The sequence below is a fragment of the Pseudomonas sp. S2_E01 genome (genome assembly GCF_054668365.1).
Map to the genome: position 1 here is coordinate 686211 of NZ_CP162762.1, position 14720 is coordinate 700930.

A 14720-nucleotide genomic window follows, 5' to 3' on the forward strand; every position below is an offset into this window, starting at 1 on the left:
CAATGCACTTCCCTGTGGGAGCGGGCTTGCCCGCGATCGCGTCGGTAAACTCAACATCAATGTTGACTGAACTGACGCCATCGCGGGCAAGCCCGCTCCCACAGAGTTCCCATCAGGATTTAATGATCAGCAGGCTCCAACCCCATCGCAATCATCGGCTTGCTGCGCGCATACCGGCTCAGACGTTCAGCCATGGCGTAGGGCATCTGCGGATCGAAGGTAAACCCTCGCCGCTCGTAGAAACCTCGCAAATCCGGGTGACAGAACAGCCACACCGGTTGCTCGAGACCTTCGACCGCTGCGCTGATTAATCTCGCCGCGACGCCTTGCCCACGGCACGCCGGATCGACGAACAGCCCGGTCAACCAATGCCCACCCGCCACCGGCCGCAAGCACAGCGCGCCGACGATCTCCTCGCGCCGGGCGACCCACAGGCGTGCATCGCGCACGGCCTTCATCGACGACTGATGCGCGCGATAAAACTTGTTCATCAAGGGCCATGACGGTTCGCAAAGCTGGGTGTATCGGGTGTCGGGCATGGCCTGGGTCTGTCGCTGGGCAAGGCGGGCGATTATAGAGAACACGGGCCGTACAGGGCTGCACAAATAATCTGCTCAACCTTGCGCTCTCACGAACATCGCGAGCTCGCTCCTGTAGGTTCAAGCCAACTCCACGGCCAACGCTGCGCTGACCGACGGGCGCTGGCTAATCCGCGCCTGAAACCTCGCCAACGCCGGCCAGCGATCCAGATCGATTGCAAACCCAGGCGCCCAGCGCAGCACCGCAAACAGATATGCATCGGCGACACAGAACCCGCTCGCCAGCAGAAAATCCTGACGCTCCAGCGTCTGGCACAACACGGCAAAACGCTTGAACAGTTTCTCCTGGATCTGCGCTTTCACCTCTTGGGCGAATTGCTCGTTGAACAGCCAGCCCAACCCGCCATGGATCTCCGTCGACACAAAATTCAACCACTCCTGCAAACGCACCCGCTCGAACGTACCGAGCGCCGGCGCCAGGTTCGCGTCCGGCCGCAGGTCGGCGAGGTATTGCAGGATAGCGGGGCCTTCGGTCAGCACTTGCGCGTTATCCAGTTGCAACGCCGCCACGTAACCCTTTGGGTTGATGACGAGGAAGTCGGCGCCGTGGGCGGTCGTTTTGCTGCGGTTGTCGACGCGGATCAGTTCGAAGGGCAGGTCGAGTTCGCGCAACACAATATGAGGTGCCAGCGAGCAGGCTTGCGGGGCGTAATACAACTTCATCGGTGCGTCTCTGGTGAGGGATTTGCGCCAGTGTCATAGTGCGCGCGACCCTGGGTAAAATTAATCTTTCACGGCGCTGCCATAAGGAGAGCTACTGTCATGATGAACCTGATGCATTGGCGCATGGTCGTGGCCGTGGCTGACACCGGCAACATCACCCGCGCCGCCGAGCGCGTCGGCATGACCCAGTCGGCGGCCAGCCAGGCACTGGCGCTGATCGAGCAAACCCTGGGTGTGCAGTTGTTCAGTCGGGAAAACCGCCAGACCCTGCCCACCGCCATTGGCCTGTCGGTGATAGAGCACGCACGCAGCATGGTCGGTGCCCTGGAAAGCATCCGCAGCACCGTCGATACCGCCAAGGGCGTACAGCGTGGCACTATCCGCCTGGCCAGTTTCCCCATGGTGTTGGCGACGTTCCTGCCGCCTCGGCTGTGATGCCTGGGTGGCGGTGGTGTCGACAGGCCATAGTCTGGCGCGTCGTTCGGTGGAGGAGGGCGTTACGCTCGCTGAGTTGGCGCAGCAACCCTTTGTATTGGCCACAGGCGGCTGCTCTACCAACGCCGGCAGCCTTGCCCGCGACATCGGATTGCAGCTTGAAGACGTGCGCGTTGAAGTCCGGGAATGGAACAGCGCTTTTACCCTCGTGCGGGAAAACATCGGCGTGACCCTGGTGCCAGAGATGACCTTGCCCAGTCAGCTTCAGGGGCTGAGGGTGATGCCGCTTAAACCGCGTATCGATCGAGAGTTCGCACTGGTGGCTGCGCCGGGCAAGCCACCGTCAGCGGCGGTGCAGGCGCTGTTGGCCCTGCTGGGTGAACGCTGAGTCGAATCCTGCTGAATCGATTTTGTCCTTGATACTGGCCGACTAGTGGCCTTGCGCCGTTGAGGACCCTCGCTATGCTGCTTTGTAACTAACCATGTCGAACGGACAGGTTGGAAAGCTCGAGAGTGCTCGCGAGAAAAAGCACCGATAACGAGCGAAAGGAGTCTTGCGTTAAATGGATTTTTTTACGACAGCATCAGGGTTGGCCCGATCCCGGGCTATCAAGAGACGGATGTCTTGATAAGAGCGTTGCCATATGGACTCTCCGATTCAACATCAGTGATCACCTGACCTGCCTCTCCCGTGGAGGGGTGCGTGTACCTGTTCCTGGGAACGTTGTGGTGGATACGTTGAAAAAACCGAAGAACTTTCAACAGTCATAAGACCGCGCTTAGGGTGATACGACCATGTTCAATTTGCATCACAAGGCTGACTTGCTGGAAATCGAACGCTTCAGCTGTGCGCTGGGCGAAGCCAACGCCAAACTGGCCGCCATCTGCCGCTCGATGGCGATGATCGAATTCACCCCCGACGGCTTCGTCATCGACGCCAATGAGAATTTTTGTGCGGTCATGGGTTACAGCGCTGATGAAGTGCGTGGCAAACACCACCGGATCTTCTGCGAAGAAGCGTTTTACCGAAGCGAGGACTACGCGAAGTTGTGGCGTGACCTGGCCCGTGGCGAAGCGGTCAGCGGCACGTTCCCAAGACTGGACAAGCGTGGCCGGGAGGTTTGGCTCGAAGCCAGTTACATGCCTGTGTCCGGTGCTGATCGCCAGGTAAAAAGTGTGATCAAGGTGGCCTCCGACATCTCTGCACGAGTGCATGAGGAACACGAAAACAAAAGCATGCTCGCGGCTATTGGCCGCTCCATGGCGGTGATCGAGTTCACGCCCGAGGGCCGTGTGATCACGGCCAATGATAATTTCCTCAACGCCACGCATTACTCGCGGGGCGAGATCGTCGGCCAGCATCACAGCCTGTTTTGTCATCGCGCCGAGGCTGAATCCTCCGGCTACAAGGCATTCTGGGCCTCGCTCAATCGCGGCGAATATCACTCGCACCGCTTCGAGCGCAAGGACAAACACGGCCGCACGATTTTCCTCGAAGCATCCTACAACCCGCTGTTCGACACCAAGGGCCGGCTGTACAAAGTGGTGAAGTTTGCAAGTGACATCACCCACCAGATGACCACCCTGCAAACGGCTGCCGAATCAGCCCACAGCACCTCGGTGCAAAACGATGTGTGCGCGCGTAAAGGTTCCGAGGTGGTGCAGCAGACGGTGCAGATCATCCAGGACATCTCCAGGGACTTGAACGAAGCGGCGTTGAGCATCGATGCGGTCAGCAAGCAGTCCGACATCATCGGCACCATCGTCCAGACCATTCGCGGCATCGCCGATCAGACCAACCTGTTGGCGCTCAATGCGGCCATCGAAGCGGCAAGGGCCGGGGAGCATGGGCGAGGGTTTGCGGTAGTGGCCGATGAAGTGCGCAGCCTGGCGGCTCGCACCAGCCAGGCGACGCTGGAGATTGTCGACGTGGTGCGCAGGAACCACGACCTGTCAGTGAGTGCGGTGTCGAGCATGCAATCGAGCTTGAGTCGCACCGGGCTTGGGGTCGAGCTGGCCAACGAGGCGGGGGAGGTGATCCTGGAAATTCAGCAGGGGTCACGGCACGTGGTGGATGCGATCAGCCAGTTCAATTCGACGTTGCAGTTGAATTGATCCCTGTAGGAGCGAGCTTGCTCGCGATGGCGGTGTGTCAGCCAGTACTGATATGACTGATACGCCGCATCGCGAGCAAGCTCGCTCCTACAGGGGCGGTGTTGTGCCCGGACTGATTACAACGACGCCAGGAACTTCTCGACCACCGGGGCCTTGCTTGGATCACCGGTTTGCTGCGCCTTCTCGGTCTGGGCGATGGCGGCTTTTTCCTGCATGCGCTGTGCGATTTCCTCACCGATTGCCTTTTGCTTTTCCGGCGGCATTTGCGCGATGTCTTCTTCAGTCAGGCCCATTTCTTCCAGGATCGCATCATGGATGCGTTGCTCTGGGGTTTTGGCCATCCAGTCCTTGAAGTCCTGAGTGGCCCCGCCACCGTTGCCGATGCGGTCTTTGGCGCCTTCCGGCAATGGTGCATAGGTCGCCTGCAGCTCAACACGGGTCTTGGCGAATGCTTCATCAACGTTGTCGCTGATTTTCGCGGCGGCGTTGACCTGCTCGGTGCTCAGCTTGGAAACCGCAGCCTGGACGCTGCCTGTTTCCTTGTTCTGCAACTGGATGTTGTTTTGCACGTTCTGCATCAGCAAGCCTTGCAGGCCGCCCTGCAGACCGGCCGCGGCATCGGTCGTCGGATCTTCGCCGGGCTTTTTGAGAAACAGCGGTGTAACCAGGTTCTGTTGTGCACTGACCAACATGATGAGTAGACCTTGTAGGTGGTTGCGGTACAGCACCGAGAGCAAATAGTGTGCCCAAGACGTAAAGGCCATTGTTTACAAGGGCTTGGCATGTAACGTCGACCTGACATTCAGCCCTGAGCGGTCAGCCTTTGCCGTCGGGCGGCAGAGGCCGACCGCTCAGGGCAGGCCATTGCACACGTGTTTGAGAAAGCCGGGGCGTTGCGCCAGCTTCTGGAAATACGCTTCCGTCGCCGGATAATCCGGCCGCTCCATGGGCGTCATCAACCAGCGGTTGATCGACAGCCCGATCACGATATCGGCCAGCGTGAAGTGGGCGCCGGCCACATAGGCTTTGGTGGTCGCCAACTGATGTTCGAGAATCGCCATCTTTTGGTTCCAGTCACGCACGCCATGGGCAATACGCTGCGGGTCCTGAAATTCCGGATCTTTGCGCACCAGTGCAGTAAAGGCGTAGCTCCAGGAACGGTTGAGCTCGGTGGCCTGCCAATCCATCCACTGCTCGACCCGCGCCCGCGCCGCCGGCTCATGGGGCAGCAACCCGGTGTTGTGGTGCTTGCCCGCCAGGTAGCGGCAGATGGTGTTGGACTCCCACAAGACGCCGGCTTCATCGACAATCACCGGTACTTGTGCGTTGGGGTTCAGCCGCACGAATTCCGGGCTGTGGGTCGAGGCAAATCCGCTGCCCCAGTCCACGCGCTCATAGCTGATGCCCAGCTCGTCGCAGGTCCACAGGACTTTCCTGACGTTGATGGACGAAGCTTTGCCAAGAATTTTCAGTGCATGTTCCATAAAGCCACTCCTTCGACAGAACGGTGGGGCTTACCTTCAAGGTTAGTTGAAAAGCCCCGGTGAGCCGGTCAGGTGCTTTCCCGCACCATCAATTCAAAACCCATGTCCTGCACGGGCCGGGCCACGGTGTTGCCAGCCATCAGGGTCAACATCTGTTCCGCAGCACGCCGGCCGATGGCCTCGCGAGGGGTGTTGATGCTGCTCAGGCGCGGGACCATGTGCGCGGACATGGGCAGGTCGTTGAAGCCCAGGATCGCCACCTGTTCGGGGATCCTGATGCCGCTGCGCATCGCCTCCAGCAGCGCGCCCTGGGCCAGGTCGTCGTTACCGAAGAAGATCGCATCGACATCCGGATGGCTGGCAATCAGTTGCAGGAACAATTCGCCGCCCAGGCCAACGGAGGAAGCGCGTGGGGTGAGTACTTCCAGATCCGGGTCGTAGCGACCGGCTTTCTGCAACGCCTTGCGAAACCCTTCGCCGCGCAGCAGGGTGCGTTGATCCAGTTGCGCGCCGATGTAGGCCAGTCGCTTGCGTCCACGGGACAGCAAGTGCTGCGCGGCCGTTTCGCCGGCCGCCAGTTGCGAGAAGCCGACGCAATTGAGTCCGGCGGCGCTGTCGAGCTCCATCATGTAGACGCAGGGAATGTTGCTCGCTTCGATCATCCGTCGGGAGCTTTCGGTGCGATCGAACCCGGTCAGCAACAGGCCGCGTGGCTGGTAGGCCATGTAGTTGCGCAGCAGGTTTTCCTCTTCATCGCGTGAATAATGAAAGTTGCCGATCAGCACTTCGAAACCCTTGGGTCGCAAAACCTGATGAATGGCTTCCAGGGTGTCGATAAACAGCAGGTTGGACAAAGAAGGCACCAGCACCACCACCGAATGGCTCTGGGCCGAGGCCAGCGCGCGGGCGGCGGGGTTGACCACGTAGCTGAGTTCCTGCGCGGCTTTCTGCACTTTTTCCACAAGCTCGGTGGCTACCGTGCTGACGCCACGTAACGCGCGGGACGCGGTGATCGGGCTGACGCCGGCCAGTCTTGCCACTTCATTAAGGGTCGGACGGCCAGTGGTTCGCGTATTTTTATCGTTTTTAGGGGAGGTCATCGGGCGGCTTGCCAAACAAAATTCAAGGCACTAAGGTAGCGCTGTCCCGTAGCAGCTGCAAATGCGTAAGCGAGTTTGACCTGAAGCTCGCTTTTTGGCGTTGGGACTCAATTGGCTGCAAACCACAAAAATGACAAGAAGGCGTCGGCAACTTCTGCTTTTGGTCTAGTGTCATAACTGGCAAAGGTAGCGCTGTCTGCGCGCTGAGGTGTTACATGACTCATCCCATCACCGCCCTGGTCATCATGGGCGTCGCCGGTTGCGGCAAGACCTGCGTCAGCGAAGCTCTCTGCGAGCTCAGCGGCGCCACTGCCATTGAAGGCGATACCTTTCACCCTGCCGCCAATATCGAAAAAATGAGCGCGGGCATCCCCCTGAACGACGATGACCGTGCCGGTTGGCTCGACACCCTGTGTGAAGAACTGCGTCGGGTCGATGCCACGGGCCAGCGTCCGGTGCTGACCTGTTCGGCGCTCAAGCATGTCTATCGTGAACGCCTGCGCAGCGCCTTGCCGGGCCTGGGCTTCGTGTTCCTCGAACTGACGCCTGAAGTGGCTGCCGACCGCGTGTCCCACCGCCCGGGTCACTTCATGCCTTCGACCCTGATCGACAGCCAGTTCGCCACCCTCGAGTCCCCGGTGGGCGAGCCCCTGACCCTGGCGCTCGATGCGTCCAACTACAGCGTCGAGCAACTGGCGAAACAGGCGCATGTCTGGTGGCTGGAGCATGGCCTGAAACGCGCCGGATGATTTTGCTTCAGAAGATAGCGCTGTCCTTATGGCACTCGAATAACCCGCTTTAATAACAACAACAACCAGGAGACACCCCTAATGTTTGGCATGTCCCACGAGACGTTCCTGCTGCTCGATGCAGTGGTCACGGTGATCGGGCTTATCGTTCTGATCACCAAGTTCAAGTTCCACCCTTTCATTGCCCTGATCATCGCCGCCGCTTTCCTCGGGCTGACCTCCGGCATGCCGATCGGCACCATCATCAAGGCGTTCCAGGACGGCTTCGGCGGGGTGCTCGGTTTCGTCGGCATCATTCTCGCGCTGGGTACCATGCTCGGAAAAATGATGGCCGAATCGGGCGGCGCGGATCAGATCGCCCAGACGTTGATCCGTGCCTTTGGCAAGGACAAGGTGCAGTGGGCGATGATGTTCGCGGCGTTCCTGGTGGGCATCCCGCTGTTCTTCGAAATCGGCTTCGTGCTGCTGATCCCGCTGGTGTTCATCGTGGCCCGCCGCACAGGCGTGTCGATCATCAAGATTGGTATCCCGCTGCTGGCGGGTCTGTCTGCGGTGCACGGCCTGGTGCCGCCGCACCCGGGCCCGCTGCTGGCCATCGGCGTATTCGGCGCCGACATCGGCAAGACCATTCTGTACGGCCTGATCGTCGCCTTGCCGACCGCCATCATTGCCGGTCCGATCTTCGGTACTTTCATTGCCAAGCACATTCCTGGTCATCCGAACCAGGAGCTGGTGGACCAACTGGCCCGTGAAAGGGACTCCACCGACCTGCCGAGTTTCGGCATCACTCTGGTCACCGTGCTCTCGCCGGTGTTCCTGATGTTGCTCAAGACCTTTGCCGACGTGGTGCTGCCAGACGGCAACTTCTTCCGCACCTTCATGGACCTGATCGGTCACCCGATCTCGGCCCTGTTGCTGGCGTTGCTGCTGTCGCTGTACACCTTTGGCTACAAGCAGGGCATCGGCTCGCAGCAAATGCTCAAGTGGCTGGACGCGAGCCTGGCGCCGACCGCCGCGATCATCCTGATCATCGGTGCCGGTGGTGGCTTCAAGCAGATGCTGGTGACCAGCGGCGTGGGCGACGTGATCGGCCACATGGCGGTGGCGGCTCAGATCTCGCCGATCCTGCTGGCATGGCTGGTAGCAGCGGTGATCCGCATCGCGACCGGCTCGGCCACCGTGGCGACCATCACCGGCGCGGGTATCGTGGTGCCAGTGGTCGGCATGATCCCAGGCGTGAACCGCGAGCTGCTGGTGCTGGCCACCGGTGCCGGTTCGTTGATTCTGTCCCACGTGAACGACGCCGGTTTCTGGCTGGTCAAGCAGTACTTCAACATGACCGTGGCCGAAACCTTCAAGACCTGGACTGCGATGGAAACCATCCTGTCGGTGGTGGGCCTGGGCTTTATCCTGTTGTTGTCGTTGTTCGTTTAAGGACAACTGGCAGGCACAAAAAAACCGCAGTGATGCGGTTTTTTTGTGGGTGATTGACTGTCAGAACGTGGACCTTTTGTGGAGATTCTCTGTGGGAGCGGGCTTGCCCGCGATAGCAGTGTGTCAGTCACCGAAGGCTTCACAGGTAGACCGCTATCGCGGGCAAGCCCGCTCCCACAGGGTTATGTGTTTTTGGCTAAGCCATCCGCCCGAAACATCCCGCGAATCCCCCGCACAGCCTGGCGAATCCGGTCCTGGTTCTCGATCAAGGCGAACCGTACGTGATCGTCGCCGTACTCACCGAAACCCACACCCGGCGAGACGCAGACCTTGGCCTCGGCCAGCAGTTTCTTGGCGAACTCCAGCGAGCCCAGATGGGCATACCCCTGGGGAATCTTGGCCCAGACGTACATCGAGGCTTTCGGGTTTTCGACCATCCAGCCCAGCTCATGAAGGCCTTTGACCAGGACGTTGCGTCGCTGCCGATATTGCTCGGCGATGTCGCGCACACATTGTTGGTCGCCTTCCAGCGCGGCAATGGCCGCCACTTGCAGCGGGGTGAAGGTGCCGTAGTCGTGGTAGCTCTTGATACGGGCGAGGGCGTTGACCAATTCCGGGTTGCCGACCATGAAGCCGATGCGCCAGCCTGCCATGTTGTAGCTCTTGGACAGGGTGAAGAACTCTACCGCGATGTCCTTGGCGCCCGGCACCTGCATGATCGACGGGGCCTTCCAGCCGTCGTAGACGATGTCGGCGTAAGCCAGGTCGTGTACCACCAGTACGTCGTACTGCTTGGCCAGGGCGATCACGCGCTCGAAGAAGTCCAGTTCCACGCACTGGGCGGTGGGGTTGGAGGGAAAGCCGAGAATCATCATCTTTGGTTTGGGGATCGAACCGCGAATGGCCCGCTCCAGCTCGGCGAAGAAGTCCACACCCGGCACCAGCGGCACCGAACGCACCTGGGCACCGGCAATCACCGCACCGTAGATGTGAATCGGGTAGCTCGGGTTGGGCACCAGCACCGTGTCGCCCTGATCCAGGGTCGCCAGCATCAGGTGCGCCAGGCCTTCCTTGGAGCCGATGGTGACAATGGCCTCGCTCTCGGGGTCGATCTCGACCTCGTAGCGTTCCTTGTACCAGTTGGAAATCGCCCGGCGCAGGCGCGGAATACCCTTGGACGTCGAGTAACCGTGGGTGTCCTCACGCTGGGCGACGGTGACGAGTTTTTCGACGATGTGCGGCGGGGTCGCGCCGTCGGGGTTACCCATGCTCAAGTCGATGATGTCTTCGCCACGACGACGGGCGGCCATCTTCAGCTCGGCGGTGATGTTGAAAACGTAAGGGGGGAGTCGATCTATGCGCGCAAAGCGGCGCGGCGAACCTTGTTCGGCCATTGTTGCCTCGATAACGTAAGCGCCCGGAACCGTCCGAGCGACGCTGGTCACTGCGGTGACCTGGGGCGCAATGTAAGGGCAGCTGTGACAGACTGTCCAGCCCGGATGTGAACAATTTTTCCTGAAGGAAATCGGTTGATGGAATTTAGCAGTGGGTTTTTGCTGAGCCTTTCCCTGTGCCTGGACATTGGCGTGGCGAACATCGCCATGATCACCCTGGCCATGCAGCGCGGCTATTTTCAAGGCTTTGCCCTGGGTCTGGGCACCTGCGTCGGTGACCTGATCTACGCGGTGCTGGCGCTGGCCGGGATGACCGTGCTGCTGCAGTACGAAACCGTGCGCTGGGTGCTGTGGATCGGCGGCTCGGCACTGTTGATCTATTTTGCGGCGAAGATGATCTACTCGGCGATTCATCACGAGGCGCTGCTGGCCGAGACGGCCGAGGTCGGCCACAACTCCCACCGCAAGGAGTTCTTTCGCGGGATTTTCCTGGCCATGTCGTCACCCAGCGCCATCCTCTGGTTTGCAGCGGTTGGCGGCACCCTGATCGCCCGTTCGGGCGGCGGTGGGCCGGTCAGCTCGGCGCTGTTCCTGGGCGGTTTCCTCTGCGCCGGGCTGCTGTGGTCGGCAGGCCTGTGCTTTGCGGCGAGCCATGGCGGCAAGTTGCTGGGGGATAAGCTGCTGCGCTACTCCTATCTGGTATCGGCGGCGATCTTCTGCTATTTCGCAGTGTATGTGATTCTATCGGGCTACAACGAGTTCGTCGGCGCGGGTGCCGCGCAGCCGTTGCACACCCTGTAATTTGGCGAATCGGGTTTGGCCTCTATACTCCCAGCCGAACCCACTTATTTGCGTCAGGAGTCGCGCCATGGATGAGCCACGTATCGAACACGGCCACTTCCGATTGATCGCGGGACTTGCCGGCCGGTTTACCCAGCAGACGGTAAAAGACATTCCCGCCCTCTGGGAAAAATTCGCTCCCCACTGCGGTAATGTTCCGGGGCAGACGGGCGGCGAGACTTACGGCGTCGGTTTCAATTTCGATGGCCAGGGCGGTTTCGATTACCTGGCAGGCGTACAGATCAGCAAGCTTGACGACTTGCCGGACACCTACCGCTGGGTGGAAATCCCGCCGCAGCAATACGCGGTGTTCGAGCACAAGGGGCCGTTGAGCCAGATGCCACAACTCTTCCAGTACATCCACGGCACCTGGTTCCCGCAATCCGGCTACCAGCACAGCGGAGGGCCGGAATTTGAACACTACAGCGCCGACTTCAATCCGCAGCTCAATACCGGGACCGTAGAAATCTGGCTGCCGATAAAGGCGTAGCCAGGCCGCGAGAGACGGGTTCGCTGTTTCGTCTCTCGATGTCGCCGGGTGGCTGATTTATCATTCCGGGTTTTCTCACCGCCAAATTCGAGCTGCCATGAACACCGTTATCCGCAACGTCACGCCCGCCGACCTGGACCGCTGTTTCGCCATCGAGACCGTGGCCTATGAGGGGGACGAAGCCGCGACCCGCGAGAAAATCGCCACCCGCATCGCCACCTGGCCGGAAGGTTTCATCGTCGCCGAAGTGGACGGCGTGGTCGCCGGCTTCATCAATTCCGGTGCGGCATTCGACGTGCAAATGTCCGACGAAGCGTTCAAGGAGTTGATCGGCCACGACCCGGCCGGCCCCAACGTGGTGATCATGTCGGTGGTGGTTCACCCCGGCTTTCAGGGCCAGGGCCTGGCGAAACGCTTGATGGGCGAGTTCATCGAGCGCATGCGCGGCATGGGCAAGGCGACCCTTCACCTGATGTGCAAGGAGCGGCATATCCCGCTGTATGCCGGCTTCGGCTTTGCCTACATCAAACCGTCGGCATCGGACCATGGCGGGATGGCGTGGCATGAGATGGTGCTGAGCCTTTGATTCCATCCCCTCTACTGTAGGAGCGAGCATGCTCGCGATGGTGGCCCAGTCACCGCGGCGTTCAGACAGTCAGCGTCATCCTTGACGACCATCGCGAATAAATTCGCTCCTACAGACGGCATGCGGGGGGGTTAGAAACTCATCCCCATTCGCCGTTCATACCCGATCCGCCCCTTGTAGGCCTCGCCGCTGTCGACAAAACCGTACTTGGCGTACAGCCCGATTGCCGACGCATTATCCGCATCCACCGACAACTCCAACCCCTTGATCTCCGGCCAGGCCTCGCGCGCCACCGCAGGGAGCGCCAGCAGGCACGCCTTGCCGTAGCCTTTGCCTTGGTGGCGCTGGTCGACTTGCAGCGCATGCAACGTGGCGCTGTGTTCATTGGCCCACACGGGGAGGGCAGGTGGACGCTTGAGCAGCAGGAAGGCGACGGGAACGTCCTCGGCCAGCAGGGCGAAGCCCCTCACCCCTGGGCCGGGTTTGGACAGCAGGGCGTGCAAGGCACCATGAATGTCGCCCGAGAACTTGATCTGCTCCCGATGCACTTCTATGGCCTCCACTTGCTGGCGCTGTTGCGCGTTCAGGCTGTCGTACGGCACAAGTCTCGCTGACATGGGATTGTCCATTTTCCTACATGAATGAGGCTCGAATTCTAACGGCTCCACAGATTTGGATTACTTTTATTTCTACTGTCGAATTGCAGGATCGCCAGACGACTAGAGGTGTCTTCACAACAATAGCTACGGAGAATCACCATGAGCGCTACCCACGAAATCGAGAAGTTGATCGACACCTATCGTCAGGCCGTGATGGCCAAGGATGTCGATAAAATCATGGCCCTGTATGCCGACGAGATCGTCTCGTTCGATGCCGTAAAAGCCCTGCAATTTCGCGGTAAGGCCGCCTACCGCGCGCATTGGCTCGAATGCATGGAAATGTGCCAGGGCCCGCACACCTTCGACTTCGACCACTTGAACGTCGTCGCCGACGAGCACATTGCGTTCGCCCATTGGCTGGCCCATTGCGGTGGCACCAACGAACAGGGTGAAACCCAGGCTTGCTGGATGCGTGTCACTGCTTGTTACCGGCGTGAGGGCGGGCAGTGGCGCATTGTCCACGAACACTGGTCGGCGCCGTTCGACATGCAGAGCGGCACGGCGCTGTTCGACTTGAAGCCCTGACGGTCCGATGTGGAGAGCCCCATGAAGTATCTATGCCTGGTCTACAGCAACGAAAAGCAATTGCATTCACTGCCTGAGAGCCCCAGGGACGAGGAGTGCATGGCCTACGCCGAATCGATCCAGGGCAGCGGCCGGATGCTCGCGGCCGAAGCGCTGGAGTCGGTGCAGACCGCCACCACCGTGCGCATGCGCAACGGCAAAATGTCGATCACCGACGGCCCGTTCGCCGAAACCAAGGAGCAGTTGGCCGGTTTCTATTTGATCGATGCCAAGGACCTCAATGAGGCCCTGCAGGTCGCTGGGCACATTCCGGCGGCCAGGGTGGGTTGCGTCGAGGTGCGGCCCGTTCGTCAATTGAACCTGGAGCGCTAAGGCATGCGGGACCGATGAGCGGGGTGTCAGTCCAGGCACGGGTCGAACAGGTTTACCGCCAGGACTCGCGGCGCATCCTGGCGACCCTGATTCGTTTGCTCGGGGACTTCGATCTGGCGGAAGAGGCGCTGCACGAGGCGTTTTTCGTTGCGGTCGAACGCTGGCAGCGCGACGGCGTGCCGGACAATCCGCGCACCTGGCTGGTGTCCACCGGGCGCTTCAAGGCGATCGATGTGCTGCGTCGGCGTGCACGGTTTGCTGCGTCCCGGCCGTTGCTGATCGCACAGGCCGAGGCGTTGGAACACAGCGACTGGAGTGACGACGATGTGGAAGACGATCGCCTGCGCCTGATCTTCACCTGCTGCCACCCGGCCTTGGCGGCGGACGCCCAGGTGCCGCTGACCTTGCGTGAAGTCTGCGACCTGACCACCGAGGAAATCGCCCGAGCGTTTCTCTGTGCGCCAGCCACCATCGCCCAGCGCATCGTGCGCGCCAAGGCGAAAATCCGTGACGCGAAGATTCCCTACCAAGTGCCGACCTTCGCCGAATTGCCCGAGCGACTCGACAGCGTGCTGCGGGTGATTTACCTGGTGTTCAACGAAGGGTACTCGGCGTCCATGGGCGCCGAATTGACTCGGGAAGAGCTGACGCGCGAGGCGATCCGCCTCGGGCGCCTGTTGATGGAGTTGTTGCCCGAGCCTGAGGTGCTGGGCCTGCTGGCGCTGATGTTGCTGCATGAGTCACGGCGCAAGGCGCGCACATCGTCCAGTGGGGAACTGATCCTGCTGGATGAGCAGGACCGTTCGCTCTGGGACGCGACGATGATTGCCGAGGGCTGTGCGTTGATCGAGCGTGCGCTGGGGCTGGATGGTTTTGGGCCGTATTGCCTGCAAGCGGCCATTTCGGCGGTGCACGCTGAGGCGAGTACCGCCGCGCAGACCGACTGGGCGCAGATCGTCGGTCTGTATGACGTGCTCTTGGCGGGGGTGCCTTCGCCGGTGATCGAACTGAACCGCGCGGTGGCAATTTCCAAGCGCGATGGGCCGTTGGCAGGCCTGACCTTGATCGAGGCGATCCTGGCCCGGGGCGATTTGCAGGACTACCACCTGGCGCATTCGGCGCGGGCGGAGTTCTGTCGGCAGTTGGGCAGGGTTACGGATGCGCGAGCGGCGTATGAGCGGGCGCTGGCGTTGACCCGGCAGGAGCCGGAACGGCGGTTTATCGAGGGGCGGATCAAGGGGTTGGAGTGAGGTGGGCTGGCGACCCTCATCGCGG

General features: G+C 60.7%; 15 protein-coding genes and 3 pseudogenes. 11 read left to right on the plus strand and 7 right to left on the minus strand.

The window, feature by feature from the left end:
- Nucleotides 1-119: 119 nt before the first annotated feature.
- Together AB4O36_RS03205 and gstA are read right to left on the minus strand one after the other, a co-directional pair.
- Nucleotides 120-539, minus strand: a complete 420-nt coding sequence (locus AB4O36_RS03205) for a GNAT family N-acetyltransferase (protein WP_460141038.1) — start codon at nucleotides 537-539, stop codon at nucleotides 120-122.
- A 120-nt stretch (nucleotides 540-659) separates the two neighbouring features.
- Nucleotides 660-1262, minus strand: a complete 603-nt coding sequence (gene gstA / locus AB4O36_RS03210) for a glutathione transferase GstA (protein ID WP_460141039.1) — start codon at nucleotides 1260-1262, stop codon at nucleotides 660-662.
- A 99-nt stretch (nucleotides 1263-1361) separates the two neighbouring features.
- Here gstA and AB4O36_RS03215 point away from each other — a divergent pair.
- The 3 pseudogenes from AB4O36_RS03215 to AB4O36_RS03225 form a co-directional block, all read left to right on the plus strand.
- Nucleotides 1362-2085 (plus strand): annotated as a pseudogene (locus AB4O36_RS03215) (LysR family transcriptional regulator).
- 407 nt (nucleotides 2086-2492) lie between these two features.
- Nucleotides 2493-3266, plus strand: a pseudogene (locus AB4O36_RS03220) (PAS domain-containing protein); the annotation flags it as partial.
- A gap of 129 nt (nucleotides 3267-3395) precedes the next feature.
- Nucleotides 3396-3812: pseudogene (locus tag AB4O36_RS03225) on the plus strand (methyl-accepting chemotaxis protein); the annotation flags it as partial.
- A 116-nt stretch (nucleotides 3813-3928) separates the two neighbouring features.
- Here the strand turns inward: AB4O36_RS03225 and AB4O36_RS03230 are convergent.
- The 3 genes from AB4O36_RS03230 to gntR all read right to left on the minus strand — a co-directional run bounded on the left by AB4O36_RS03230 (nucleotide 3929) and on the right by gntR (nucleotide 6396).
- On the minus strand, nucleotides 3929-4504 hold the full coding sequence (locus AB4O36_RS03230; RefSeq protein ID WP_460121632.1) for a hypothetical protein: 576 nt from the start codon (nucleotides 4502-4504) through the stop codon (nucleotides 3929-3931).
- 159 nt (nucleotides 4505-4663) lie between these two features.
- Nucleotides 4664-5296, minus strand: a complete 633-nt coding sequence (locus tag AB4O36_RS03235) for a glutathione S-transferase family protein (RefSeq protein ID WP_460141040.1) — start codon at nucleotides 5294-5296, stop codon at nucleotides 4664-4666.
- 68 nt (nucleotides 5297-5364) lie between these two features.
- Nucleotides 5365-6396, minus strand: a complete 1032-nt coding sequence (gntR, locus tag AB4O36_RS03240; RefSeq protein WP_460121636.1) for an HTH-type transcriptional regulator GntR — start codon at nucleotides 6394-6396, stop codon at nucleotides 5365-5367.
- A 215-nt stretch (nucleotides 6397-6611) separates the two neighbouring features.
- On the opposite strand from gntR, the gene AB4O36_RS03245 reads away from it, so the two are divergent.
- Both AB4O36_RS03245 and AB4O36_RS03250 read left to right on the plus strand, forming a co-directional pair.
- Entirely contained in the window at nucleotides 6612-7145 is a 534-nt protein-coding gene (locus AB4O36_RS03245) for a gluconokinase (RefSeq protein ID WP_460121638.1), read from the plus strand.
- Nucleotides 7146-7226: 81 nt separating this feature from the next.
- Complete coding sequence (locus tag AB4O36_RS03250) at nucleotides 7227-8579, plus strand: GntP family permease (RefSeq protein WP_460121639.1); 1353 nt, start codon at nucleotides 7227-7229, stop codon at nucleotides 8577-8579.
- 182 nt (nucleotides 8580-8761) lie between these two features.
- Here AB4O36_RS03250 and alaC read toward each other — a convergent pair whose 3' ends face one another.
- Nucleotides 8762-9973: an alanine transaminase gene (gene alaC / locus AB4O36_RS03255; protein WP_460121641.1), complete on the minus strand. Its 1212-nt coding sequence runs from the start codon at nucleotides 9971-9973 to the stop codon at nucleotides 8762-8764.
- A 138-nt stretch (nucleotides 9974-10111) separates the two neighbouring features.
- Here alaC and AB4O36_RS03260 point away from each other — a divergent pair, with 138 nt between their 5' ends.
- From AB4O36_RS03260 to AB4O36_RS03270, 3 genes are all read left to right on the plus strand, one after another.
- Nucleotides 10112-10774, plus strand: a complete 663-nt coding sequence (locus tag AB4O36_RS03260; RefSeq protein WP_460141041.1) for a LysE family translocator — start codon at nucleotides 10112-10114, stop codon at nucleotides 10772-10774.
- Nucleotides 10775-10841: 67 nt separating this feature from the next.
- Nucleotides 10842-11303 (plus strand): GyrI-like domain-containing protein, encoded by a 462-nt coding sequence (locus AB4O36_RS03265; protein WP_460121645.1) that lies wholly within the window; start codon nucleotides 10842-10844, stop codon nucleotides 11301-11303.
- Nucleotides 11304-11400: 97 nt separating this feature from the next.
- On the plus strand, nucleotides 11401-11889 hold the full coding sequence (locus tag AB4O36_RS03270) for a GNAT family N-acetyltransferase (RefSeq protein ID WP_460121647.1): 489 nt from the start codon (nucleotides 11401-11403) through the stop codon (nucleotides 11887-11889).
- 131 nt (nucleotides 11890-12020) lie between these two features.
- Here AB4O36_RS03270 and AB4O36_RS03275 read toward each other — a convergent pair whose 3' ends face one another.
- Nucleotides 12021-12506 (minus strand): GNAT family N-acetyltransferase, encoded by a 486-nt coding sequence (locus AB4O36_RS03275; protein ID WP_460121649.1) that lies wholly within the window; start codon nucleotides 12504-12506, stop codon nucleotides 12021-12023.
- A 141-nt stretch (nucleotides 12507-12647) separates the two neighbouring features.
- Between AB4O36_RS03275 and AB4O36_RS03280 the strand changes: the two genes are divergently transcribed.
- From AB4O36_RS03280 to AB4O36_RS03290, 3 genes are read left to right on the plus strand one after another with little or no spacing between them, the layout of a single operon-like run.
- Nucleotides 12648-13073, plus strand: a complete 426-nt coding sequence (locus AB4O36_RS03280; protein WP_460141042.1) for a YybH family protein — start codon at nucleotides 12648-12650, stop codon at nucleotides 13071-13073.
- Nucleotides 13074-13094: 21 nt separating this feature from the next.
- Nucleotides 13095-13445 carry a YciI family protein gene (locus AB4O36_RS03285; RefSeq protein ID WP_460121652.1) on the plus strand — a complete coding sequence of 117 codons (351 nt, stop codon included), beginning with the start codon at nucleotides 13095-13097 and terminating at the stop codon, nucleotides 13443-13445.
- A 14-nt stretch (nucleotides 13446-13459) separates the two neighbouring features.
- Nucleotides 13460-14695: an RNA polymerase sigma factor gene (locus AB4O36_RS03290; protein ID WP_460141043.1), complete on the plus strand. Its 1236-nt coding sequence runs from the start codon at nucleotides 13460-13462 to the stop codon at nucleotides 14693-14695.
- Nucleotides 14696-14720: the final 25 nt, after the last annotated feature.